The 25,712-nt window shown below is 65.0% G+C and carries 16 protein-coding genes; 7 read left to right on the top strand and 9 right to left on the bottom strand.

From position 1 onward, the window contains the following. The first annotated feature begins 64 nt into the window (after nt 1-64). Nucleotides 65-1,546, top strand: a complete 1,482-nt coding sequence (locus AC06FE_RS16575) for an AAA family ATPase (protein WP_132862346.1) — start codon at nt 65-67, stop codon at nt 1,544-1,546. Nucleotides 1,547-1,671: 125 nt separating this feature from the next. Here the strand turns inward: AC06FE_RS16575 and AC06FE_RS16570 are convergent, their stop codons facing one another. The 3 genes from AC06FE_RS16570 to AC06FE_RS16560 all read right to left on the bottom strand — a co-directional run bounded on the left by AC06FE_RS16570 (nt 1,672) and on the right by AC06FE_RS16560 (nt 4,410). Then, the gene (locus AC06FE_RS16570) at nt 1,672-2,724 is read right to left on the bottom strand and encodes a hypothetical protein (RefSeq protein WP_478073665.1); all 1,053 of its coding nucleotides are present in this window, start codon (nt 2,722-2,724) and stop codon (nt 1,672-1,674) included. Nucleotides 2,725-2,768: 44 nt separating this feature from the next. Continuing rightward, nucleotides 2,769-3,683, bottom strand: coding sequence for an AEC family transporter (locus tag AC06FE_RS16565; protein WP_478073664.1), 915 nt, complete (start codon nt 3,681-3,683; stop codon nt 2,769-2,771). Nucleotides 3,684-3,774: 91 nt separating this feature from the next. Then, on the bottom strand, nt 3,775-4,410 hold the full coding sequence (locus tag AC06FE_RS16560; protein WP_132862343.1) for a tetratricopeptide repeat protein: 636 nt from the start codon (nt 4,408-4,410) through the stop codon (nt 3,775-3,777). 173 nt (nt 4,411-4,583) lie between these two features. Here AC06FE_RS16560 and AC06FE_RS16555 point away from each other — a divergent pair, with 173 nt between their 5' ends. After that, nucleotides 4,584-8,294: an indolepyruvate ferredoxin oxidoreductase family protein gene (locus AC06FE_RS16555; protein WP_478073663.1), complete on the top strand. Its 3,711-nt coding sequence runs from the start codon at nt 4,584-4,586 to the stop codon at nt 8,292-8,294. A 186-nt stretch (nt 8,295-8,480) separates the two neighbouring features. Here AC06FE_RS16555 and AC06FE_RS16550 read toward each other — a convergent pair whose 3' ends face one another. From AC06FE_RS16550 to AC06FE_RS16540, 3 genes are all read right to left on the bottom strand, one after another. Further along, nucleotides 8,481-8,885 carry a hypothetical protein gene (locus AC06FE_RS16550; RefSeq protein WP_478073662.1) on the bottom strand — a complete coding sequence of 135 codons (405 nt, stop codon included), beginning with the start codon at nt 8,883-8,885 and terminating at the stop codon, nt 8,481-8,483. A gap of 257 nt (nt 8,886-9,142) precedes the next feature. Beyond that, nucleotides 9,143-13,711: an AAA family ATPase gene (locus tag AC06FE_RS16545; protein ID WP_478073661.1), complete on the bottom strand. Its 4,569-nt coding sequence runs from the start codon at nt 13,709-13,711 to the stop codon at nt 9,143-9,145. Between the two features lie 431 nt (nt 13,712-14,142). After that, on the bottom strand, nt 14,143-15,096 hold the full coding sequence (locus tag AC06FE_RS16540; RefSeq protein ID WP_478073660.1) for a helix-turn-helix domain-containing protein: 954 nt from the start codon (nt 15,094-15,096) through the stop codon (nt 14,143-14,145). 134 nt (nt 15,097-15,230) lie between these two features. Between AC06FE_RS16540 and AC06FE_RS16535 the strand changes: the two genes are divergently transcribed. Genes AC06FE_RS16535 through AC06FE_RS16525 form a run of 3 tightly spaced genes read left to right on the top strand, consistent with a single transcriptional unit; the run spans nt 15,231 to nt 19,096 of the window. After that, the gene (locus AC06FE_RS16535; protein ID WP_192288321.1) at nt 15,231-15,617 is read left to right on the top strand and encodes a hypothetical protein; all 387 of its coding nucleotides are present in this window, start codon (nt 15,231-15,233) and stop codon (nt 15,615-15,617) included. After that, nucleotides 15,607-16,827, top strand: coding sequence for an MFS transporter (locus AC06FE_RS16530; protein WP_478073659.1), 1,221 nt, complete (start codon nt 15,607-15,609; stop codon nt 16,825-16,827). Before AC06FE_RS16535 ends, AC06FE_RS16530 begins: the two co-directional genes overlap by 11 nt. 19 nt (nt 16,828-16,846) lie before the next feature. Further along, a complete protein-coding gene (locus tag AC06FE_RS16525) occupies nt 16,847-19,096 on the top strand; it encodes a TonB-dependent receptor (protein WP_478073658.1) in 2,250 nt (749 codons plus the stop codon). A gap of 324 nt (nt 19,097-19,420) precedes the next feature. On the opposite strand, the gene AC06FE_RS16520 is transcribed toward AC06FE_RS16525, so the two are convergent. Both AC06FE_RS16520 and AC06FE_RS16515 read right to left on the bottom strand, forming a co-directional pair. Then, the gene (locus AC06FE_RS16520; protein ID WP_478073657.1) at nt 19,421-21,319 is read right to left on the bottom strand and encodes a M61 family metallopeptidase; all 1,899 of its coding nucleotides are present in this window, start codon (nt 21,317-21,319) and stop codon (nt 19,421-19,423) included. 43 nt (nt 21,320-21,362) lie between these two features. After that, on the bottom strand, nt 21,363-21,989 hold the full coding sequence (locus tag AC06FE_RS16515) for a DUF938 domain-containing protein (protein WP_192288324.1): 627 nt from the start codon (nt 21,987-21,989) through the stop codon (nt 21,363-21,365). Between the two features lie 153 nt (nt 21,990-22,142). Here AC06FE_RS16515 and AC06FE_RS16510 point away from each other — a divergent pair, with 153 nt between their 5' ends. Continuing rightward, complete coding sequence (locus AC06FE_RS16510) at nt 22,143-23,771, top strand: TldD/PmbA family protein (protein WP_446541613.1); 1,629 nt, start codon at nt 22,143-22,145, stop codon at nt 23,769-23,771. Nucleotides 23,772-23,918: 147 nt separating this feature from the next. Here the strand turns inward: AC06FE_RS16510 and AC06FE_RS16505 are convergent, their stop codons facing one another. Then, nucleotides 23,919-24,692, bottom strand: a complete 774-nt coding sequence (locus AC06FE_RS16505; protein ID WP_192288326.1) for an SDR family oxidoreductase — start codon at nt 24,690-24,692, stop codon at nt 23,919-23,921. Between the two features lie 107 nt (nt 24,693-24,799). Here AC06FE_RS16505 and AC06FE_RS16500 point away from each other — a divergent pair, with 107 nt between their 5' ends. Continuing rightward, complete coding sequence (locus AC06FE_RS16500) at nt 24,800-25,708, top strand: LysR family transcriptional regulator (RefSeq protein WP_132862329.1); 909 nt, start codon at nt 24,800-24,802, stop codon at nt 25,706-25,708. Nucleotides 25,709-25,712: the final 4 nt, after the last annotated feature.

The raw sequence follows: 25,712 nt of genomic DNA, 5'->3' as shown, positions 1-25,712 counted from the left end.
ACCGGGTGAGGGTCGGCCCCGGGGCTCGGCTTTGCTATCGTGTCGCCCCCGGGATGGAACCACCATGAGCGAACTGCAGGACCTGACCGCGCTGATCCGCGCCAACACGCCGTTGATCGTCATCCAGACCCAGGATGAGTCGCGGGTCGTGGAACTGTTCCGGCAGGCGCTGATGCACGTCTGGCGGGCTTTGTACCGCTGGTCGATCACCGAGGGCCTGCGCAGGATCGACATGGACCGCGAGGACGAGGCGTTCGGCCCGCCCGACGCCAGCTCGGTGCTGCGGATGATCCAGGAGGCCGAGCAGCGCGGCATCTACCTGCTGCTCGATTTCCACCCCTACCTGGGCTACGCCAGCCACCAGCGGCTGCTGCGCGACATCGTCCAGCGCCGCCACAGCCAGCCACACGTGCTGGTGCTGGTCGGGGCCAAGGTCGAGCTGCCGCCGGAGCTGGAGGCCCTGGCCACCCGCTTCAACCCGCGCCTGCCCGACGCCAACGCGCTGCTGAAGATGCTGCGCGAGGAGGCGGCCAGCTACGCCAGGGACAACGGCGGGCGCCGGGTCGAGGCCGACCAGGACGCGGTGCAGCAGATCCTGCGCAACCTGCGCGGGCTGAGCATGACCGACGCCCGCCGCATTGCCCGCCAGCTGATCTACGAGGACGGCGCGCTGCAGGCCGACGACCTGCCACAGCTGGCCAAGCTCAAGTTCGAGCTGCTCAACCGCAGCGGCAACCTGCATTACGAGTACGACTCGGCGCGCTTCAACGAGGTGGCCGGCGCGCGCCGGCTCAAGCGCTGGATCGAGCAGCGCCGGGCGGTGTTCGTCTCCGGCAACGCCCCGCCGGGGCTGGACCCGCCCAAGGGCATGCTGCTGCTGGGCGTGCAGGGCTGCGGCAAGTCGATGCTGGCCAAGGCCACCGCCGCCGGCTTCGGCGTGCCGTTGCTGCGGCTGGATTTCGGCACGCTGTACAACAAGTACCACGGCGAGACCGAGAAGAACCTGCGCGAGGCGCTGACCTCGGCCGAGCAGCTGGCCCCGTGCGTGCTGTGGATCGACGAGATCGAGAAAGGCCTGGCCAGCAACGGCGAGGACGGCGGCGTGTCGCGCCGGGTGCTGGGCTACCTGCTGACCTGGCTGGCCGAGCGCAAGGCGCCGGTGTTCATCGTCGCCACCGCCAACCAGGTGCACGAGCTGCCGGCCGAACTGCTGCGCAAGGGCCGCTTCGACGAGATCTTCTTCGTCGACCTGCCGGCCCCGGACGTGCGCGTGGAGCTGCTGCAGCTGCACCTGCAACGCCGCCAGCTGGACCCGGAAGCCTTCGCCCTGCCCGCCCTGGCGGCAGCCAGCGAGGGCTTCTCCGGCGCCGAGATCGAACAGGCGGTGGTGGCCGGGCTGTATGCCGCGCACGCCGAGCAGCGCCCGCTGGACACCGAGCTGCTGATGGCCGAGATCCGCAACACCCGGCCGCTGTCGGTGCTGATGGCCGAACAGGTGCAGTCGCTGCGTGACTGGGCGCGCGAACGCACCGTGCCGGCCGATTGAGCCGCGGCATGCATCACGTGGTCCGGGTGAGCACGGCACGCCCGGGAAACGTTCGCCCACCCATCACCAACCGCCCGCCAACCTGACCGCCTCCGGCTTTGCCGATGCCACAGGCGGGCTTCGGCTCACTGTGGCGTGGACGGCGGTTGCCAGTCCGCCGGCGGCTCAGGGGCGATGCCATGCACGGCCAGCAGGCGGCGCATGGCCGGTAGTTCCCCGTCATCACCGATCCAGCGCATGTAGTCGGCGGGGCTCACCTTGGGCGCAGTGCCCTGTTCCGATCCGAGCACGCCGCTGGCGCGGATGCTGATCCACGCCAGCAGGCGCCGGCGCGCTTCCCACCGTGCCTGCGCGGGCGTGCCCGCGCTGGCTTCGAACATCCATCGGGCACCGGCCTGGGCCACCGCGTTCGAGGTGCTGTCGGCCATCACCGAGAACACGCGTTCGCACTCCTGCCTCCTCGCGGGCTCGCCGATGTCCTTCGGGCACGCGTCGAAAGCCGTTTTCAGCTCCGGCATCCACACCGTCGCGGCGATGCCGAACAACGTGATCGCGCGCTCCTGGTCGGCATAGCTGCCGCCATTGCGCTGCTCCCATTCGGCCGCGCGCGCGGCATCGGAGACCGGCCACGGCACGTCGCGCGTGGCTTCATCCAGCAAGCCCACCAGCTGTGCCAGCGAGTCACCGTAACGCGTGGCATGCGTCGCCCGCTGCCACGCCTGCGCGGCCTGGGCAGCGTCCTTGCGGTGTTCGGCCAGCCGCTTCAGCAGCAGTTGCGAACCGGCATCGGCGGCACCGTCCCCCTGCAAGGTCTGCACCGCGGCATCGATGGCACAGGCGTCCTTCCCGATGCAACGCCGCACGGCTTCCATCGCGATCAGCGGCTGCGTGCTGCCGGACGCAATGGCCTGCGCGAGCCAGGCGTCGGCTTCGGGCTCGCGCTTGAGGCCTTTGCTCGCCAGGTCCATGCGCATTGGCACCAGCAGGGATGCGGCATACAGTTTGCGCGGCTCGCCGGTGGCCGCCAGCCCGCGGGCCAGTTGCAGGCGTGCGGCATTCTGCGCCTCGATCCGCGCCAGCAGCTGCTCCGGCGCGATCTCCTCCTCCGCCGGCGGTTGCGCATTGGCCATGCCGGCAAACACCAGCAACACCGCCGCCCACATTCCCTGTCCACGCATGCCTTGATCCTCCCAACGGATTGAAATTCGTCGCCGTGCGCGCATCACTCCAGGTGATGCAGCACCCACACCCACGCCGGCAGGGTCACCAGCGACAGCACGATGCCATACCCCACCATCGCCGCGGCCAGGCGCGGCGCCAGCCGGTGCGAGATGGCCAGTGCGGCGGCGGTGATCATGGTCGGCATGGCCGTCTCCAGCACGTTGACCTGCAGCATCTCACCACGCAGGCCAAAGGCCAGTGACAGCGGCAGGGCCACCGCCGGCAACACCAGCAGCTTGAGCAGCAGACCCACCGCCAGGGGCGCCAGCTCGGCGCGCAACAGGCGCAGCTGGATGGTGAGGCCGACCGCCAGCATCACCAGCGGCAACATCGCGTCGGCCAGGCTCTTCAAGGCCGAAGCGACCCACGACGGCGGCTCGGCCGGCATCAACGTCACCGCGAACAGCAGCGCCCACAGCGGCGGGAAGCGGAGGATGCGCAGCAGGATCTCGCCGGCGGTGGGCGGCGCATCGCCGCTGTAGCGGGCCAGCACGTACAGGCCGAAGGTCGAGAGCAGCACGAAGGTGCCGAACTGGTCGTAGACCACGGCGTACGGCAAGGCATGGTCGCCCAGCAGTGCACGCACCATCGGATAGCCGATGAAGCTGGAATTGCACAACGCCACGCACAGCAGCAGCACCGCATGCACCTGCCGCTCGAAGCCGAACAGGCGCGTGGCCAGGCTGACCAGACCCACGCTCAACAGCATCAACAGCCAGGGAGTGGCGATGATGCCGGCCAGCGACAGGTCCAGCTGCAGGCGCGGCACGTAGGTGAGCACCGCGGCGGGAAGGCACAGGTACAGCACCACGCGGTTGAGCGTGTCGGCGGCGTTGTCCGGGAAGGTACGCCGCCGTGCGAAGACCATGCCCAGCGCGAGCATGGCCAAGATCAGTGCGAATGCATCGAAAGCCATGCCGCAAGCATGCCCTGCCGGGACGCGCCATTGGAATCGGCAATCGTCCGGATGTGGTCAAGCGCCGCCCGGCCAGCGGGCGGGGCGGTGGTCAGGGCCAGGCCGGCGGATTGGCCGCCCAGGCCTGCTGCACCTCGGCCAGCTGCGCGCGCTCGGCATCGGTCCAGGCCGGCAACAGGCGCGCGAACTCGGCGCTGCTGCCCCATTGAGTGGGCTCGGTACGCACGGCGGCGGCATACCAGGCCAGCGCATCGGCCTTGTTGCCCTGCTTCCACAGTGCCAGCGCCAGGGTCGGCGGCAGCCAGCCGGGGTTGCCACGCGCGCTCTCGGCCGCGCGCGTCCACAGGCCCAGGGCGGCATCGACCTCGCCCCGGCGATACAGGTCCCAGCCCTGGTTCCAGCGCAGGCCGCGCATCTGCACCGAGGACTCGCTCACCGTCGCATAGGCTTCCTGGTACAGCTTGGCCCCCAGTTCATCGCGGCCCTCGGCATAGGCGATGCTGGCCAGCTGCACGGTCGCTTCCAGCCCCTTACGGCCGCGCTCGCGCAGCTTCATCAGCTGGTCCACCACGTCGGCCTGCTCCGGCGGCACCGCCTGGATCGGCTTGGCCGCCGTGTCCTCGTCGAAATAGAACTCGTTGATCTTCGGAAGGCCTTCGGCCCATGCATTGGAAAACAACAGCCCGGCCAGCACGGTGCCGGCGACCAGACGCCTGATCATCCCCATCACAGCAATCCCCGTATCCCGATTTTCACATCCAGCCCCCGATCCTAACCCGCAAGGCGGCCCGTGTGCGATTGCAGCAGGGGGGGGCTGAAACGGCCACTGCTACAATCGCCGGCTGCCACGCGCGCCGCCAGCGGCGCCAGCCGCCAGCCGTCTTTTGCAATGGGCCAGCCATGACCAGCACTGCCGAACTTACCTCGCCCGCGTCCGCCAATGATCCGCTGATCGGGGTCCGCGACCGCGACTACACGCTGGACCACAAGTACACGCGCACCGACGGCCGCATCTACCTGAGCGGGGTACAGGCACTGGTACGGCTGCCGCTGATGCAGCAGCAGCGTGACCTGGCGGCGGGGCTGAACACCGGCGGCTTCATCAGCGGCTACCGTGGCTCGCCGCTGGGCGGCTTCGACCTGGAGCTGTGGCGCGCGCGCAAGCACCTGGAAGCAGCCAAGGTGAAGTTCGTGCCCGGCCTCAACGAGGACCTCGGCGCGACCATGGTCTGGGGCACCCAGCAGACCAACCTGTTCCCCGGCGCCAACGTCGATGGCGTGTTCGGCATGTGGTACGGCAAGGGCCCGGGCGTGGACCGCTGCGGCGACGTGTTCAAGCACGGCAATGCCGCCGGCACCTCGAAGCACGGCGGCGTGCTGGCGCTGGCCGCCGACGACCATGCCTGCCGCAGCTCGACCCTGCCGCATGGCAGCGAGGAGGAGTTCGTCAGCGCGATGATGCCGGTGCTGAACCCGGCCGGGGTGCAGGACATCCTGGACATGGGCCTGGTCGGCTGGGCGATGAGCCGCTACACCGGCCGCTGGATCGGCTTCAAGACCATCGCCGAGACGGTGGAGTCCTCCGCCTCGGTGGACGTGGACCCGTTCGCACGCCGCATCGTGCTGCCGGAAGACTTCGAGATGCCGCCGGCCGGGCTCAACATCCGCTGGCCGGACCCGCCGATGGAGCAGGAGATGCGCCTGCACCGCTATGCGGTGAAGGCCGCGCAGGCCTTCGCCCGCGCCAACGGCATCGACAAGGTGGTGATGGACGCGCCGAACGCGCGGCTGGGCATCGTCACCACCGGCAAGAGCTACCTGGACGTGCTGCAGGCGCTGGAGTACCTGGGCCTGGACGAGAAGGCCTGCGCGCAGATCGGCATCCGCGTGTACAAGGTCGGCATGACCTGGCCGCTGGAACCGCAGGGCATCGCCGCGTTCGCGCGCGGGCTGCAGGACATCGTGGTGGTGGAGGAGAAGAAGGCCTTCATCGAGCGGCAGATGAAGGAGTACTTCTACAACTGGCCGGCCAGCTGGGGCGCGCGCCCGTCCATCGTCGGCAAGTACGACGAGCAGGGCGAATGGATCCTGCCGTCCACCGGCGAACTCACCCCGGCCACCATTGCCGGCGTGATCGGCCGCCGCATCCAGCAGTTCTTCAACACCGAATCGATCGAGCAGCGCCTGCGCTGGATGGACGAGAAGGAAGCGGAGATGGCACTGCCGCGCGCGCAGTTCCCGCGCGTGCCGCATTACTGCTCCGGTTGCCCGCACAACACCTCCACCAACGTGCCGGAAGGCTCGCGTGCGATGGCCGGCATTGGCTGCCATTACATGGTGACGTGGATGGACCGCGACACCGACACCTTCACCCACATGGGCGGCGAAGGCGTCACCTGGGCCGGGCAGGCCGCCTTCACCGACACCGAGCACGTGTTCCAGAACCTCGGTGATGGCACCTACTTCCACAGCGGCTCGCTGGCGATCCGCCAGGCGATCGCCGCCGGCGTCAACATCACCTACAAGATCCTCTACAACGATGCGGTGGCGATGACCGGCGGGCAGCCGGTGGACGGCACCCTGACCGTGCCGCAGATCGCGCACCAGATGCGCGCCGAGGGCGTGTACACCATCGTGCTGCTGTCCGACGACATCGACAAATGGAAGTCGCGTCGCCACGAGTTCCCGTCCGACGTGGAGTTCCACGACCGCGCCGAGCTGGACGCCGTCCAGAAGCAGCTGCGCACGGTGAAGGGCACCAGCATCCTGATCTACGAGCAGACCTGCGCCACCGAGAAGCGCCGCCGCCGCAAGCGCGGCAAGCTGGTCGACCCGCCCAAGCGCACGATGATCAACTCGCTGGTCTGCGAAGGCTGCGGCGATTGCGGCGAAAAGAGTTTCTGCGTGTCGGTGCTGCCGAAGGAAACCGAGTTCGGGCGCAAGCGCGACATCGACCAATCCAACTGCAACAAGGATTTCTCCTGCACCACCGGTTTCTGCCCGAGCTTCGTCACCGTGCACGGCGGCCAGCTGCGCAAGGGCAAGAAGAGCGATGCGGCCAGCCTGCTCGACAACCTGCCGACCCCGGCGTTCCGCACTGACCTGTCCCAGCCCTGGAACATCCTGATCACCGGCGTCGGCGGCACCGGCGTGGTCACCATCGGCGCGCTGCTGGGTATGGCCGGCCACCTGGAAGGCAAGGGCGCCAGCGTGCTCGACCAGACCGGCCTGGCGCAGAAGGGCGGCGCGGTCACCACCCACATCCGCATCGCCAACACCCCGGCCGACATCCACGCCGTGCGCATCGCCGCCGGCGAGGCCGACCTGGTGCTGGGCTGCGACATGGTGGTGGTCAACGACTACTGGGCACTGTCCAAGGTGCGCGCCGAGCGCTCGCAGGTGGTGCTCAACACCTACGAAGCCATGCCCGGCACGTTCACCACGCACCCGGACATGCAGTTCCCGGCCGCCGACATCATCGCCGGCGTGAAGGTTGCCTTGGGCGGGCGTGACCCGATCCTGCTCGACGCCACCCAGCTGGCTACCGCGCTGCTCGGCGACGCGATCGCCGCCAACCTGTTCATCCTCGGCTTTGCCTGGCAACAGGGCCTGGTGCCGCTGTCGCTGGAATCGCTGATGCGCGCGGTGGAACTCAATGGCGCGGCCATCGAGATGAACCAGAAGGCATTTGCCTGGGGCCGGCTGGCGACGATTGATCCGCAGGCCGTGCAGCAGGCCGCCGGGCTGGTGCGCAACGCGCCGACCCAGGCCGAACGCGCGCCGGGTGCATTGCATGAACTGCCGCCGGGCGAATGGGAAGGCAGCGAGGCCGGCGCGCCGTCGGCACCGCGCAACCCCGGCAATGAACCGGAGGTGCGCGGCCTGCCCGCCGCCGGCCCGGCCAATGGCGAAGCCACCTTCGCCGCGCTTGACGACGGCCGCCTGTCGCGCTCGCTCGACGAGCTGGTCGCGCGCCGCGGCGCCTTCCTCACCGACTACCAGGATGCGGCCTACGCCAAGCGCTACCGCACGCTGGTCGATGCGGTGCGCAGCGCCGAGCAGCAGGCCGTGCCGGGCAGCACCGCGCTGACCGAGGCGGTGTCGCGCTACTTCTTCAAGCTGATGGCCTACAAGGACGAATACGAAGTGGCCCGCCTGTACACCAGCGGCGACTTCATCAAGCGCGTGCAGCAGCAGTTCGAGGGCGACTACCAGGTGCGTTTCCACCTGGCACCGCCGCTGTTCGCCAAGCGCGACGAGCAGGGCCAGCTGCAGAAGAAGGAATACGGCCCGTGGATGTTCAAGGCCTTCGGCCTGCTGGCTAAGCTCAAGGGCCTGCGCGGCGGCCGCTTCGACGTCTTCGGCTACACCGAGGAACGCCGTGGCGAACGCCAGCTGATCGCCGACTACGAGAAGACCCTGCAGGAACTGCTGGGCGGGCTGGATGCGCGCCGGCTGGCGCTGGCGGTGGACATCGCCAGCATCCCCGAGCACATCCGCGGCTACGGCCACGTCAAGGAAGCGCACCTGCACGAAGCCAAGGCCCGCGAAGCGGCGCTGCTGGCGACGTGGCGCAACCCGAAGGCACTGCATATCGTGCAGACGGCGTAAGCCGATGATGCGCCGCCTGTATTGCCTCGGGGAGGCGATGCAGGTGGCGCACGATCACCGGGGCGGGCGAGCCAACGCCGGCAACGACACGTTTCCCGCTCAGGCTGCATGGGGCATGCACAACCTGTTCGCATAGCCGCCCGGCCGTTCGCCGGGAAGCTGCGGTTCGGGGAGGCGGGTCGCCTGTCAGCGCGTCCGGAAATCCATGAAGACCAGCGACGGCCGCACCTGCCCACCCACCTGCGCCGGCGTCCATTGGACGGACAGCACCATCTGCTTCTCTTGCTCGGTCAACGCGAACCGGGACGGATAGGAAACGACGGCATCCTGCGGTGTTCCAGCGGCATCCAGCGCCACCACGACGCAGGTCAGGTTGCTCCCCGAACGCATCCAGATGCCACGGGGAAACGTCGGCAGCGTCCCCACCGGCGCAGGCTTCACGTCGGCCGATTCACCGATGACGTGGTCCGGGACGCGTTTCTGGATTTCCGCTAGAAGCGGCGCCTTCTCGCATGATTGGATCGGGCGGTCACGCGCCAGTGCGCTGTTGGCGATCAACAGAAATGCTGCAACAACCACGATCTTGAACATGTGACCCGACCTTCCGTTGGTGGTGAGCTGAAGTATCCATTGCATGGTGCATGTGCAGCCTGCCAGCGGGTGGGCCCTGCGCTTGCTGCCGCTTGATTCTGGAAGCGTTGGGCTTGGCCAGCAATGCGGCGCTGGTCGTATCCGGTGCTCAACGTGACGCCGGTCTGGATTTGATCTTCCAAGGTCGCTTCCGGCCAATAGCAGAGAGAAGCTAACTAGCACCCTCTCAAGTTTAGTGCCGACGACCTTTGTTGAGGTCATGGCCGCTCGGCAGCCTTCAACCAATCCGCAACACCATTGACTCCCAGGGAAAGTAATGTGTCTTGTGCAGCAACCACACGTTGCAGCATCACGCCACAGTCGGACTCCTCGCGCTCCTCCGCTTCAGCAAAGAGACGCGTCATTAACTGGGTGAGGTTATGCTCGTGATCATATAGATATGGCCTGCAATGACAGGCATAGTCAAGATAAATCTCAGCTGCGGTCAACGCGTGCTCCGGATCAATTTGGGAGGTCGCATTGAGCCATTTATGGAACCCAAAGAGACGATGGTTCCTCTTCCCTATGTCGGCATCATTTCTAAATACATCAAAACATTCTCGAATCAACTCTATAGGAAAAGAAATCTCCGCCGACTTGTCATCAAAGAATTGACCCACTTGCTCCGCAACCCCCTGCGCATGATTCGCACCAGAATTCAACCCGTCACCCAAACCTACTAGGCATTGCTCCCGGTGCTGCTGAATGTTCTCAAAGTTTGTCCAAACGGTGGTTGCTCCATACCAAGCCTCCGTTTTACTCATCACTTTCAAGTCTTCCAAGAATTCAGCATAGTCGAGTTTTTTGTCCATGGCCGCCAGCGCTGAAATGCGCCCCCATGTTTCTAAGCCATTCCCGCTACTTTCGCCACGGAGACGCGTCAGCCAACGCCTCACCACTTCGAAATGACTGTGATAGGCGTAATAGAAGCAGGGCTCTGCGATCTCCCAAAGCCTATCCGCATCCTTCATGGCCAAGTAAAATAGATCCCAACCCAGATCAAAATCTTTGCTCTGCAAGTATGGCAAGCGTCGCAGGATCAGCGAACGAATCGCAGGATGCTCGTCACTGGAAAACCGGCGCAGGGTGGGGATCAGTAAATCAGGAAGTTCGATACCTCGGTCATATAAATTACTTGCGAGGATCATCAACGCTTCGGCAACATCCCCTTTCACCATATTGATGCCGATTGAGACCAAGTCGACGTTATTCCCCTTTATTGGATCATCTTCATAGAGACCTTCAAATCCTATGGCAAGAAAGATCAATCGATTGGCATTTTGCGCGTCGCATATTACATTTGAACAAGCCTCTAGCGCTTTGGCTGCAGGGCGCTGGCATCGCCAATGATCCGGATGCCTTTCTAGTTCATCAAGAATCAGACGTACTAAAACAGAAGCATCGGGCTCGTCGATGGGCTCCCACCCGCCATTTACTTGCAGATTTCCATAACGATGAGCCAGATATGTGGCAACCCCGTCCATGATGTCATCTCGGAATCGCCCAGGAATGTCCGCCCAAAAATTTGGCAACAAATTCAGGAATCGAGTGGGGGCGCGAGAAGAAGCCTCTCGCAATTGACATCCAACCTCACGCTCACCACCAATCAGAAAATCATCGAAATCCCTTTCATATCCTGCATAATGCACCAACAACCGCAAAATCTCTGCATTACTCGAATTGAGGAATACCTCATATGAAAATGGAGCACGCACCGTACCTCCATGCGAGCGTATATGAGGCTGTCGAATCAACCTGCCGGCAGCATCTTCATATGCACTCAACACCGCCTGCACCTCTGGCGAACGCTGATGACAAGGAATACCAACGATAAAATCCGCTCGCTCTTTTAGTATCCAGAAGCGATGTCTTTCATCAAGATACTTTTCAAACCGTAGATTCAATATACCCGCTGTAATTGCATCCTGCGTTCGATCATCGAGAAATATAAATGACGCCTGAAGTAGCGTCCCAAGTTCATAGGAAAGCTCAGACTCTAGCAATCTTCTGTCGCACAACAGACGTCCTATCAAATCTTTGTTGGCCTCAGGCGACGCAGTACAAGCGAGGATGACGAAATAGAGCAATGCTCCCTCATGACTGGAGCACAGGTGCTCACGCCTATCTCGCCACCAATCTGAATCTGCTTGTGCATGAGCAATCACGGCAGCTTCAAGCGCATCAAGCAGGATACGCATACTATCCGCGTGTCTCACACCCCTATGACTGTGAATATCATCATATGAGGTATCACCTAAAAAACCGTACCTGTAGCCGGCGCGGGCTCCGCTGTGGCGAGATGCGCGTGCATTGCTCCAACGCTCTACCGACTCCAAGGCCAAGTCCAGAAATTTTGTGGAAGCCTCCATTCGCTGACGAATGAAACCCTCTTCCCGACCACCGAATTCATGGGAACTACAACGCAATCTGCTATTGAGATCAAAATCAAGAACATTATCGTCGCTAATACCACCTGCGATATAGCGCCAAAGCAGGGAATCATCCGCCGCACCTTTCGCCACGCAACGTGCGATATCGCTGCCAAGAGAGCTGTGCTCTGAGAGCGGAAATTCGAGCAGTCGCTCGATTAGTGGAACAATCAGCAAAGCACTTTCGGACTTTATCTCAGACAGCCGAAAAGCAATGTTCTCTGCAACTACGTTACAGTCCAACCAGTCCAGCGATAGCGCCTCTTCCCAGAACGCCAGTACATTGCCTGGATCTACTGCCCCCCAATGCGCTATTCGATAAACATGCGTTGTCATCCCTTCTACATCCTTTGCACTCCTTAAGGAAGGAACCAGATGCTTGAGCCAGAAGTGGTGCCACGCAACTGCCCTCGCCCCATAGATCACCTGAAAGACGTCGCGATGCTTTTCTCGCAAATCACGCACCAGCGACCAATCCTCATCCTGAGGTTTCTGCTCCGCAAATGACTCTGCTACGAGGCGCCTAATGTGGAAGGCGGCGCTCCCCATCAGTACTGTGCGCAGTTGCTTTCTGAATTCCCGACGCTCGCCCATTGCCAACTGCGCAACAAAGCTACGGATACTGGGACGTACGAAGGGAATTGGCGGCAGGCCCTGAATGAACTCATTTAACGTAATGCCGCCGCGCACAGCCCCGCTGATTACCAGTACATCCAACAAGGTTTGGTGCCCAAAAGTCAGCTTTCCTTCCTGGGTTTCTTGTATCACATTGAGACTGCAAAGTATCCGAAGGACTTCTTGTGATGCGCCGAAGCGTTGATACGGCACGACTAGACTGCGTGAACTCAGCATATCCGAAGCAAGGACTTCTATAGCCTGTATCGCAGCGTCTCCCAACGCGCTGTTTGCTCGCACGACAACATCGAGATAGCGTTGCGCCAGGGCTTGGCTAGTTACCACGTTGAAGCTACCCTCGCGCTGTGCCAATTCGATAAACAAAGTCAGCTCGCGCGGATTCTTTATCAAATCACGGGTTACTGCATCAATGGAGGCCGCTGCAATCCCCAGCTTATAGAGCAGTGGCGCAACCTCGGCTTCCCAATCCAGAGGTTGACACTTCAACTCGCAATCCCAGCTCCTTTCGGCAATTCGACGATCGTAATACCTGTCAAAGTCGCGGCAAGCAGTGACCACAGTGACGTTTCGAATCAATAGCAAACGATCGATCTGTGCCAAAAAATAGGCTAGCACGCGATGATCTCGGGCTATGGACAGCACGTCCAGCGAGTCAATGATCACAATTACATGCGCTTCTTCAGCTAGACGGGCGGCCTTCTCAACCCATTGCTCAGACAAGCCTTGGGATTGTCGGTCCTGCACAGTAGTCATATCAGCGAACTCTCGCGACTGAATGAACAGCGGCGCAATGTTTTGACCCTTTTGTGCTCGTTCCTCCAAAGCCTCCTGCAACGTTAGCATCACACAAGTCTTTCCCGAGCCTGGGAGCCCGGTAAGCAGAATGGCCGGCTTCTTTGCATCAATTGCAGCGAGCAGCTCACTCACAGTAGGACTAGCAATCCTCTGCCCTGCAACATCGCGCCGCCACGACCTACCTATCGCTGAAGTACCGGAAAATGATAGTCGCACCTCGGCAAGATCCATTGGAGGAACAAGCAGGGCTCCGGCCTTATGAAGGATTGCTCTCAGGTCGTCTTTAGTTAATCGATGCCGAGTAGCGGCTGTACTATCTCCCGCCATCCGAGCACCGAGTTGATCAAGGCTTTTCCAGAGAGCATTGAAAGAGGAATCTAGATTGCTCGCAATGTTGCGCAAACGCTCACGGAGCAGATCATTCATGCGCTCCATTTCATCACTGGTGATAAACCTTGTGCGTCGCAAAAATTCGTATGAAGATAGATCGGGAACCGAGATAGTGAGCAGTGCTGTCAATGCTGCATCGGTCGTGCGGTGCTCCTTCCCCAAACTCGCCTGGTATCCCATTTCACTACTCTGTGTCGAGCTGTGTTCTCTCAGCTTTGCGAGTTCGCCAAAGTTACTACGCGAATAGAAACGCACCTCGGCGCTCTGATTATTGCTCAGCAAGCTGGATGCTTTAACCAGCTCATCCGCCAAGTCTGCTATCGACCAGGCCTTGAAATCTGCCTGATTCTTTTTGCACTGGCAGGCTATCAGAGTACCGTCGGCTTTGCCGACCACGACATCGTCTACCGAGTGAGTTGTTGAGTCGATCTCAACCCAAAGAAAGTCCGGATCGGATAGAACTGTCAATGCCCAATCAAATGCCACCAATGTCTGGTAACTGTCACCTCGGTTGGAACGCACGCCTGCGACACTCATCCACTTACTCCCATTGGAATGCACTCACCCCATGTCCCGGTTACGCGGACAACTACTATCCAATAGTCTGCCTTCACAGTCGACTTATCGGATCTAGATAAAGCATATCTTGCGATGGACCGTCGCCTTGTGCCGCTGAATCTTTGAGCGCTAAATCTGTCTAGAAAGCCGGCATGCTATTGGTCAGCAGAGCGACACCGAATCGCTTCTGTGCATCGATCATGCCCATTTTTGGGTCGAGAGCTGCCCCCCATTCGTCTGAGGTACTGATCAATCTCCCCCTGGTCTACAACTCGTTTCCGTCAGAAACTTCACGGAGGCACAAACTGCATTACCCGAGCAAGTGTCGCAGATTCTCCTTGAACGATCATCGACAACCACGATGTCTTCGCGGCTGAAGCCGCTCCTGCCGGGGGTTGGTTCCTGCCGGGTTACTTCAGCTGCGAGGGCGACACGCCGTACTGGCGCTTGAACGCGGCGCTGAAACTGCTGGTGTGCGCGTAGCCGGCGATGGCGGCAGCGACGTCTACCGGTACGCGCTGACGCTGCAGCGCCTGGCGGGCGCGTTCCAGCCGCAGCTGGCGCTGGTGGTGGGCGATGCTCTGGCCGTGGCAGTGCTGGAAGCCGCGCTGCAGGTCGACCGCGTTGGTGCCGAGCTGGCGCGCCATCTGGGTGATGCTCAGTGCGTCGGCCTCGCCGCTTTCCAGCCACTGCTGCAGGCGTGACACGCAGCGCTGCAGGTGCGCGCTCAACGGACGCGCTTCGTCCTCCTGCGACAAGGCCTGCAGCACGTCGGCGGCCAGCTCCAGCGCGAAGCTCTCCTGCTGCAGGCGGCGCACCAGCGGCAACGCCTGCGGTGCGTCCTGCAGCAACCGTGTCGCCCGCTGCAGCAACGGCGCACCCGGGCGCCAGGCGTGGTTGTCGGCATGGCTGCGGCATACCCGCGCCAACCGCGCACGGCCAGTTGCGTCACCGTCGAGCTGACGACGCAGCCAGTCATCGCCCAGGTGCAGGCTGACCTTGCCCTCCTGGCGGCCGGCCTGCCAATGGCGCCGGAAGCTGTCTTCCTCCCGCAGGTGCACCAGCATCGTCGGCATGCGCCGCTGGGCGCCTTCCAGGCGCAGCCGATGCCTGCCGATGGCCACGTCGGCCTCGCCATCGACCAGGAAGCCGGCGGTGATGCCCGGCGCCAGCCGGTTATGGCTGCTGCCGCCGACCATGTCGCGGCTGCGGCTCAGGTACAGCACTACCCCGTCATCGACCGCGTGCACCTGCTGCCAGCCGGCCAACACCGGCGTGGCGTCGGCCATGCCGGCATCGAAATCGACCTGCCCACCCAGCGCGTGGGCGGCGGTCATCAGTTCGGCGCAGGTGAAAACCTGCATGCAGGGCATCCCGGGAATGTGGTCGTGCCTAAATTTTCCGTCGCCCCGCCTAAACTTGCAATGGAATTGGTAACTATTCTCATTTGAGGCCCGGCACCTGTCGCTGGGCGTTCTTTCCTGAACAGGCAGCAGTGATGGGTTTGACGATCAACGAGGCGGTGCTGGTACGCGCCGTGTTCCACGGCCAGGTGGATGCGGACGAGATCCGCCGCTGGCTGGCCGGAGTGGAACGCCTGATCGTGGCCCGTACACCGTTTTTCTTCATCGCCGCCACCCTGCCCGGCGCCAGCTTCTGCGACGACTACCGGGCCATCCAGGCGGTCTGGTACAAGCAGCACAAGGCCGCGTTCCGCCGGTATTGCCGCGGGCTGGTGCGCATCGCCGTCTCGGCCGAGGACCAGCAGCGGCTGGACACCCCGGCCCTGCACGCGGCCTGGGGCGTGCCCTACTTCGTCACCACCGACGAACACGCCGGCCTGCAGTGGATCACCACCCAGTGGGAGGCCGGCGATGCGCGTTGAGCGTTCGGCCGCCGCGCCGCTGGGCTTGACCGTGATCGTGGCGCTGTACATGGCGCATGCGCTGCCGCTGTACTTCTACAACGTGGCGGTGCCGGCCATCCTGCGCAGCCAGGGCGTGGACCTGCGCTGGATCGGCATGTTGTCGCTGCTGTACCTGCCGTGGGCGTTCAAGTTCCTGTGGGCGCCCTTGGTCGACCGCTGGCACCTGCCGCGGATCGGGCGCCGCCGCAGCTGGCTGTGGTTGACCCAGCTGCTGTTGCTGGCCGGCATCCTGGCGCTGGCCGCGACCGGGCTGGACCACGGTCTGGGCGTGTTCCTTGCAGTGGGGCTGTGGATTTCCACCGTCGCCGCCACCCAGGACATCGCCATCGACGGCTACACCGTCGAAGCACTGGCACCGGCCGAGCACCGGCTGGGCAGCATGGCTCAAAGCGTGGGCGTGGCGCTGGGCAGCATGGTCGGCGGTGCCGGTGTGCTGTGGCTGTACGAAACCCGTGGCTGGAACGTGGCGCTGCTGACCCTGGCGGTGATGAGCGCGCTGACCCTGCTTGCCGTGCAGGCGGTGCAGGAGCAACCGCGCCCGGCCGAGCAGCAGCGCCCGAGCGTGCTGCGCGCCCTGCGCCGGCCGTCGATGCGCTGGGCGTTGCTGCTGATCGTGCTGTACCGGCTGGTCGAGGCACCGGCGATGGCGATGATCAACCCGCTGCTGGTCGACCAGCAGTGGAGCCTGACCGATATCGGCCTGCTGATCTCGGTGACCGGTGCCGGCATCGGCATGCTTGCCGCCGTGGCCGCGGCGTGGCTGCTCAAGCGGCGGAGCGCCGAACAGCTGCTGATGCACGCCGGCATCTGGCGCAGCGTGCTGTACGTGCTGCTGGCGGCGTTGTTGTACGGCGGCGTGCTGGCCGGCTCCCGGTGGGGCCTGGGCGCCTTGGTGGTGGCGATGCTGGCCCTGCGCTACGTGGCGATGACCAGCTTGTATGCGCTGTTCATGCGGGTCAGCTCGCGCGAGCAGGCCGGCACCGACTTCACCCTGCTGGTGTGCTTCGAGCTGCTGCTGTTCTTCATCGGCGGCGCGGCCTCCGGTTTCCTGGCCAAAGGCCTGGGCTATGCCCCGTATTACCTGCTGCTGGCGGCCGTATCGGCCATCGGCCTGCTGTTGTGCAGGCCGGTGATGACGCGCCTGGCAGCGCCCTCCCCTTCCCCCTGACGACATCCCCGAGGACATCATGCGGCATCATGCGGCAACCCTTCCGCTCGCCTTGCTGAGCCTGGCCATCAGCAGCCAGCTGTATGCGCAGAGCACTACTTCCGTGCAGCAACTGGATACGGTCAGCGTCAACGCCACCCGCGACGCGCGCAGCGTGGCCGAGATCGCCGGCACCGTGTATCGCATCGACCATGCGCAGGTTGCGCAGCAGATTGCTGCCGGCCGCAGTACCGCCGACATCCTCGGCCAGCTGGTGCCGTCGCTGGCCCCTGCCTCGGGCACCACCAGCAACTACGGCACGACCATGCGCGGCCGCAGCGTGCAGGTGATGATCGATGGCGTGCCGCTGACCGGTGCCCGCGACGGCTCGCGCCAGCTCAACAGCATCTCGCCGACGATGATCGAGCGCATCGAGGTGATCTCCGGTGCCACCGCGTTGTACGGCGCTGGTGCCAGCGGCGGCATCATCAACATCATCACCCTGCAGCCGGGCGAGCAGCCGCTGGCGCTGGCCACGCAGGTCGGCCTGCGCAGCCCGTCGGACGTGGATGGCGACAACCTGGCCTGGAACCTGGCGCAGACGCTGACCTTCCGCAGCGGCACGCTCAGTGGCGCGGCCGGCATCCACTATGCGCGCCAGGGCGCCTCGCTGGATGCCGATGGCCGACGCATCGGCCCGGAGATCGCGCAGACCGACCGCCAGGACACCGAGACCAAAGAGTTCAACGGTCGCCTGGATTGGAACCCGGACGAGAAACAGCAGCTGAGCGTGGGCCTGCGCTGGTACGACGACCAGCAGGACAGCGACTACGGCCCGGACTACGGCCCGCGCCTGGCAGTGCTGTTCAACCCGGCTTATGCGCCCAGCCACCTGGCGGTGAAGGGCCTGCAGCTGGATGACCAGCCGCGCACCAGGCACCAGGGCATCAACACGCAGTACCGCAACCGCGACATCCTCGGCGGCCACGAGCTGAGCGTGGAAGCCTATTACCGCAACGAGAAGGGCCGCTGGTTCCCGTCGGTGTCGGCCGCGGTGCACCCGGCGTTGCCGGGCGGCTTCGCCTATGTGGCGATGCAGTCCAACACCGATATCGACGTGTGGGGTGTACGCAGCGCGCTGCACAAGGCGTTCGACGTGGATGGCCGCGCGTTGCAGCTCTCCTACGGCGTGGACCATGAGCGTGAGAAGGACCGCCAGCTCGGCCAGACCTACGACATCACTGCCTTCATCGCCACCAATGGCTTGAACTACGTGCCAACGCAGCGCTATGCGATGGGCCCGGACGTACGCGTGGACACCACCGGCCTGTTCCTGCAGGGCGACTATCCGCTGACCGAGCGCGTGACCGTGCAGGCCGGCGTGCGTCACCAGATCCTGCGCAACCGCGTCGCCGATTCACTGCCCTACACCGAGGCCATCGCCGCCACCGCCAACCCGGCCTATGTGCCGAAGCTGCTGGAAGGTGGCAACGTCCGCCATTCGCAGACGCTGTTCAATGCGGGTGTGGTCTACAAGGTGGCCGACGGCCAGCAGCTGTTCGCCAATTTCTCGCAGGGCTTCAGCCTGCCCGATACGCAGCGCATGCTGCGCGACGTGCCGGCCAGCTTCGTGATCGACAGCCGCAACATCGGCCCGATCAAGGTCAACAACTACGAGCTGGGCTGGCGTCGCAGCGATGACGCGATACTGCAGGGTGGCGTGACCGCGTTCTACAACAACTCCGACAAGACCGTGCAGTTCAACCGCGACTACAGCGTGTCGGTCGCCGACACCGACGAGCGCGTGTGGGGCGTGGAGGCCAACCTGCGCTACCTGCCCAACGAGCAGTGGGAGTTCGGCGCGAGCGTGGCCAGCACGCGCGGCCAGTACAAGGATGCCAACGGCCAGTGGCGCGAGCTCAACGCGTTCCGCGTGTCACCGCTGAAGGCTGGCCTGTACGGGCAGTGGCGCTTCGCCACCGACAGTCTGCTGCGCCTGCAGGGGCAGGCGGTGGGTGGCACCGACCATGCCTGGCGCGACGCGCAGGTGGCGGCGGTCAGCCCGACCATTCGTGCCACGCCGTCGGCGAAGATCAGCGGCTATGCGGTGTTCGACCTGCTGGCGGAGATTCCGCTGGGCGTGGGCCGCTTCAGTGCCGGCATCTACAACCTGGTCGACCGCGACTACAAGACCGTGTACGGGCAACAGGCAGCGGCGACCTATGGCCAGATTTCCAGCGTGGCCGCGCAGGGGCGGACGTTCGGGATCGGGTACCGCTGGGAGTATTGAGGGTCCTGTTTGAAGCCCTTCTCCCGCGTGCGGGAGAGGGGTTGGGGTGAGGGTGCGCGTTGCGCGAGCAAGGCAGAAGTGCCCTCATCCGCCCCTTCGGGGCACCTTCTCCCATGCATGGGAGAAGGGAGGTTCCCGGGCATGGTGTGTGCTGGCGGGGCTTCGCTTTGCTCAAGCCCCTCTCCCGCGTGCGGGAGAGGGGTTGGGGTGAGGGCAGGCTCTCCGCGAACAAAGCAGAAGCGCCCTCATCCGCCCCTTTGGGGCACCTTCTCCCATGGCATGGGAGAAGGGAGGTTGTCGTGCACTGGTCAGGCTCCGCTGCCCTTATCTCCGCGGCGCCAAGATCTTCGTCAACAGATCCGGGCTGCCCTCGACACGGCGCAGGTGCGGGTAACGCAGCCCATCGCGGTAGTCGATGCGCACGGTGCGGAAGCTGTCGGCCTGGCGCACGATCAGCTCGATCGGCGTCCCTTCCTTCGCATCGATCACTGCCTGCTTCAGACGCCCGCCGCTGTACGCCAGGCCGTTGACCGCCACCAGCGTCACGTCCTTGGCCAACCCCGCCTTGAACGCAGGGCTCTCCCAACCGACGAACTGCAGCACGCCATCGCTGCCCACCTTCAGGCCCAACGCGTACTGCAGGTCGGTCACGCCGTCGGCTTCGCCATCGGCCACCACCAGGTTTGGCGCATCGCTGTAGTACAGCTCCCAACCGGCGGCCTTCAGGCCATCCGGAGCGCTGCCGTCACGCGCATCCAGGCGCGTGCCGATGAAGGCATCCCAGTCACCGGGCTGTACCGCTTCCAGTGCCTGCATCACGTCGGCACGGTCGTACAGGCGGATCTCGCCCTGCGTGCCGCCCTGATGGAAGCGCCGGGCGAAGTCATCCAGCGTGACCTTTCCCTTCGACAGGCTGCGCAGGCGCGCGTCCACGCCCAGCCACAACAACGTGCTTTCGTTGTAGAACTCGAAGGCACGCTGCCAGTCGGCCCACGCCTGCGGCTTGGAATTGAAGTCGAGGATGCCCTGGTGCACGGTGTCGTGCAGGTCGCGCCATTGCCGGCCCGGCTGGGTGGCGTAGTTGGCCTGCAACTGGGCCAGCATCGCCATCGCGTAGTCCGGCTTCCACAGCCCCGAGCGGGCGGCCAGTACCACCGCCCAGTACTGGGTCTGGCCTTCGTACATCCACAGCTCGTCGTTGTGCATCGGCCCGTTGTAATGCGGCACCCAGGTCGGGCGCGGGCGCCAAGCCTTGCCCACCCACGCATGCGCGTACTCGTGCGGCAGCAGGTCGTTGTCCATGAATGGCCGCTCGCCGCGCAGGTAGCCGTCGTGCATGCCGTTCTCGCTGGACTGCGCGTGCTCCAGGCCGATGCCGCTGAACACGTCCGACACCGCCAGCAGGAAGTTGTAGCGCGTGTAGGGCCGCGCGCCGAACACCGCGTCGGCCTCGCGCACCAGCGCGCGGTGCGCGTCCAGCACCTTGACATCGGCCTGCAGTGCCTGCGGGTTCTCGGCGACCACGTCCAGCCACACCGGCTGCCTGGCGGTCTCATCCAGCGCGAAGCGCTTGAAGTGGCGGCCGGCGAACACCGGTGAATCGATCAGCGTCATCAACGGCACCGGCTGGTAGTGCGCGGTGCCGCCCTCGCGACGCGCCACGTCCAGTGCGGTGCCGCTCTGCCAGCCGTCGGGCAGGCGCAATGACGGCTTGACCTGGATGCCACGCGCATCGATGCCAGCCGGGTACAGCACCACCCGATGCCACTGCAGGTCGAGCAGGTTCGGCGTCATCGCCACGCGCCCCTGGTCCGAGGCCGTGGGCGAGAGGTACTGGAACTCGATGTCGAGCACGTTGACGCCTTCGGGCACCTGCAGCGTGAAGGCATACATGTCGCCGGGATCGCGCAGCCACTGCAGCGGCTGGCCGTTGCCACGGATGACCAGGCCGCCGATCTGGTTGATCGGGCCGGTCGGCGCGTGGTTGCCGGGGATCCATTGCGGATACCACAGCCTCAGCGGGCCGGGGGCCACCGGGATGCGCTCGCGCACGCGCTGGATGCGGCGGTCGACGTCGCTGGCGTCCACCTCCAGCTCGATCACGCCGGGATAGCTGGCCTGCACCTGCAGGGCCGCCTGCCGTGCATCCCCCTGCTGTGCCTGCACCCACCAGGGCGTCACGCCCAGGGCCACCGCCAACAACCACCTACGACCGTGTTTCACCACGCCCTGCCCTCCCGAGAAGTTCCCGCATCCTAGCCGGTCCTCAACCGGGTTGGCGCTGCCAGACCAGCAAGCGGTTGTTGGCCGGCATCGCCACGTCGGCCTGCAGCACCAGCCGCTGCGCGCGCGCCAGCGCGTCGACCGCCTCGAAGTCACGGATGCCGGAAGCGGCATCGCGCGCCTTCAACCAGCCATCGAAGGCGCGGTTGCTGTCGCTGGTGAACGCACCGCCGTAGTTGAATGGCCCGTACACCAGCAGCAGACCATCGGTGGACAGCACCGCCGGCAGGCCGGCGAACAAGGCCTGCACGTGCGCCCAGCTCATGATGTGCAGGGTGTTGGCGGTGAACACCGCATCGAAGCGGCCACCGGCGGTGGGCACCGGCTGCAGGCCGGCGACGGGCTCGGTGACTGCCTGCAGCGCGATGGGCGACGGTGTATTGGGCAGCGCCGCCTCGTCCAGCCATTGCCTGATGCCCGGCAGGTGGTCGCGGTGATCACTGGCCTGCCAGCTCAGCCAGGGCAGCGCCGCGGCGAAATGCACCGCGTGCTGGCCGGTGCCGCTGCCGATCTCCAGCACGCGCCGGGCGCCGCCGAGGTGTCGCTGCAGCTCGGCCAGGATGGGCGCGCGGTTGCGCTCGCAGGATTCGGCATAGGGTTTGTCGGGCATGGCGGCGCTACCGGGAAAGACCACCGTGATTGTGCCGCAATGCCACTTTCGGCCCACGCATGACCATGGTCACTTGTGCCCGGCGTGGGCTGGCGCCGAGATTCAACGGTCTTGCGCGATGCGTGCATCGCCTGCTCCGGAGCCCCGCCCCCCATGCAACGCCGTCAGTTCCTCACCCTCTCCGGTCTCGGCCTGGCCGGGATGATGCTGCCCAATGCCCGCCTGATCGCCGCCGAGGAGCTGCTCACGCCGTCGGACGTGGCGAAGAAGAAGGCATTGGCCGACACCGTGCTGGCATTGGCCAAACGCGGCGGTGCCAGCTACTGCGACGTGCGCATTGGTCGTTACCTCAACCAGGCCATCGTCACCCGCGAAGACAAGGTGCAGAACGTCACCAACAGCGAATCTGCCGGCGTGGGCATCCGCGTGATCGTCGATGGTGCCTGGGGCTTCGCCGCCAGCAACCAGACCAATGCGCAGGGCGTGGCCGCCGCCGTGGCCCAGGCCATGGCGATCGCGCGTGCCAACGCGAAGATCCAGACCCGTGCCGTGCAGCTGGCACCGACGCCGGGCGTCGGTGAGGTGCAATGGGCGACGCCGATCCGCAGCAACGCGATGGCGGTGCCGGTCAAGGACAAGGTGGAGCTGCTGCTGTCGATCAACGCCGCGGCGATCAACGCCGGCGCCGACTTCATCAACTCGCAGTTGTTCCTGGTCAACGAACAGAAGTACTTCGCCTCCAGCGATGGCTCGTGGATCGACCAGGACGTGCACCGCATCTGGTTGCCGTTCACCGCCACCGCCATCGACAAGGCCAGCGGCAAGTTCCGCACCCGCGCCGGGCTGTCGGCGCCGGCCGGCATGGGCTGGGAGTTCCTCGACGGCAACGCCGCCGACAAGCACGCACTGCCCGGTGGCGTGGTGGGCTACGGGCATTCCTATGACCCGGTCGAGGACGCCATCGCCGCCGCGAAGCAGGCGCGCGCCAAGCTCACCGCGCCGTCGGTGAAGCCGGGCAAGTACGACCTGGTGCTGGACCCGTCCAACCTGTTCCTGACCATCCACGAGAACGTCGGCCACCCGCTGGAGCTGGACCGCGTGCTCGGCTACGAAGCCAACTACGCCGGCACCAGCTTCGCCACGCTGGACAAGCGCGAGAGCGGCTATCGCTGGGGCAGCGAGATCGTCAACTTCACCGCCGACAAGACCGAGCCGTACAGCCTGGGCGCGGTGGGGTACGACGATGAGGGCGTGAAGACCCGGCGCTGGGACCTGGTCAAGGACGGCATCCTGGTCAACTACCAGGCCACCCGGGACGAGGTGCATATCCTCGGCGAGAACGCCTCGCACGGCTGCAGCTACGCCGATTCGTGGAAGAGCGTGCAGTTCCAGCGCATGGCCAACGTGTCGCTGGCCCCGGGCAAGGCGCCGCTGACGCCGGCGCAGATGGTCAAGGACGTGGAGAACGGCATCTACATCCACGGCCGTGGTTCGTATTCGATCGACCAGCAGCGCTACAACGCGCAGTTCGGCGGCCAGCTCTGCTACCAGATCAGGAACGGCGAGATCACCGGGTTGGTCGAGGATGCGGCGTACCAGATCCGCACGCCCGAGTTCTGGAACGCCTGCAGTGCGATCTGCGACGAACGCGACTTCCGCCTGGGCGGTTCGTTCTTCGACGGCAAGGGCCAACCGGGCCAGGTGTCGGCGGTGTCGCACGGTTCGGCGACGACGCGCTTTGACGGGGTGAGCATCATCAATACCGCGCGGTCGTTGGGGTAAGCGCGAAACGCTGCCCTCATCCGCCCTGCGGGCACCTTCTCCCGCTTGCGGGGGAAGGGAGGGAAGCACCGCACACTGCAGCAAACCGCTTCCTTCTCCCGCAAGCGGGAGAAGGTGCCCCAACGGGGCGGATGAGGGGCGACGCTGTTAGCGCGTCGTATACCCACCATTGACCAGGATCGTCTGCCCGGTCATCCACCAGCCCTCGGACACCAGGAAGCGCACCCACGGCACGATGTCCTGGATGTCGGTCAGGCCGGTGCGCGAGAACGGCGACAGCGCCGCGGCGGTCTTGTGGTACGCCACCGCGTCGGCACCTTCGGCCGGGTAGAAGAACGGCGTGTCCATCGGCCCCGGGCCGATCGCGGTCACCGAGATGCCGCGCTCGCCGAACTCCTTGGCCGCCGCACGGGTGTAGTGCTCCACCGGCGCCTTGGTGCCGGCATAGCTGGAGTAGAACGGGGTGAACGCCCCCAGCAGCGAGGTCACCAGCGTGCACACCTTGCCGTTGTCGGCCAGGTGGCGGCCGGCTTCCTTCAGGAAGAAGAACGCCGCCTTGTTGTTGACCGCGTCCATCTGGTCGAACTCGGCCTCGCTGATCTGGGTCATCGGCTTCTTCAGCACCTTGCCCACCGTGTTGACCGCGATGTCAATGCGGCCCAATGCCTGCCGGGCATCGGCGAACAACTGCTCCACTGCCGCGGCGTGGGTCAGGTCGGCCTGGAACAGGTGCGCGTCGGCGCCGGCGGCGCGCACCGCCTCGGCGGTGGCCTCGGCCTCGGCACGGGCGGCGTCGCCGTTGTAATGGAGGGCGATGCCGGCCGCGCCCTGGGCGGCCAGGTCACGGGCGAGCAGGCCGCCCAGGTTCTTGGCGCCGCCGGCGATGAGGACGGTCTTGCCGTGGATGCGATGGTCGGTCATGGGGCAACTCCTGAGCGGGTGGATGCCCACAGAGGCTATCGGCTTGGAATTCCGGATAAAGCCCGCCATTCTGACTTCACTTGTCGGCCTTTCCGGACAATCCGCCCATGGACCGCATCGAGCTGTACCGCATCTTCGTCCGCGTGGTCGACTGTGCCGGCTTCACCCGCGCCGCCGACCAGCTGAACCTGCCGCGCTCCACCGTCTCCGAGGCGGTGCGCACGCTGGAACAGCGGCTGGGCACGCGCCTGCTCCACCGCACCACCCGCCAGGTCACGCCCACCCAGGACGGGCTGCTGTTCCATGCCCGCTGCCAGCAGCTGATCGCCGACACGGACGAGGCCGAGCAGTTGTTCCGGCAGGCGCCGCAGGCGCTCAGCGGGCGGCTGAAGGTCGATGTCCCCGGCCGCATCGGGCGCCTGATCGTGGCACCGGCGCTGCCGGCGTTCCTGCAGGCGCATCCGCAGATCGACGTGGAACTGGGCATCACCGACCGCAGCATCGACCTGGTCGAGGACGGCGTGGATTGCGCGTTGCGGGTCGGCCCGCTGCAGGACTCGCGCTTGGTGGCGCGCAGCCTGGGCCAGCTGCCGCTGCTCAACGTGGCCAGTGCCGGCTACCTGGCCACGCACGGCGTGCCTGTTCATCCACGCCGGCTGGAGCAGCATTGGGGTGTGTTGTACGCCTCGCCCGGCAGCGGCCGGGTCGAACCCTGGGAGTGGCGCGAACACGGGGCGCTGCACACCCTGCCGTTGCGCGGGCGCGTCACCGTCAACAGCGCCGAGGCCTACATCGCCTGCTGCATCGCCGGGATGGGGCTGATCCAGATCCCCGCCTATGACGTGCGTGATGAGCTGGCCGATGGGCGCCTGGTGGAGGTGATGCCGGACCACCGCGCCGACCCGATGCCGATGCACCTGCTGTTCCCGCATCGGCGGCATCCCTCGCAGCGGCTGCGGGTGTTCGTGGAATGGCTGCAGGGGGTGATGGGCGACGTGGTCGGGGGCCGCGGGTAACGCA

Source organism: Stenotrophomonas sp. Steno-C18 (genome assembly GCF_056393195.1).
The sequence above is the reverse complement of the archived record's forward strand: the minus strand, read 5'-3'. Positions and strand labels throughout refer to the sequence as shown.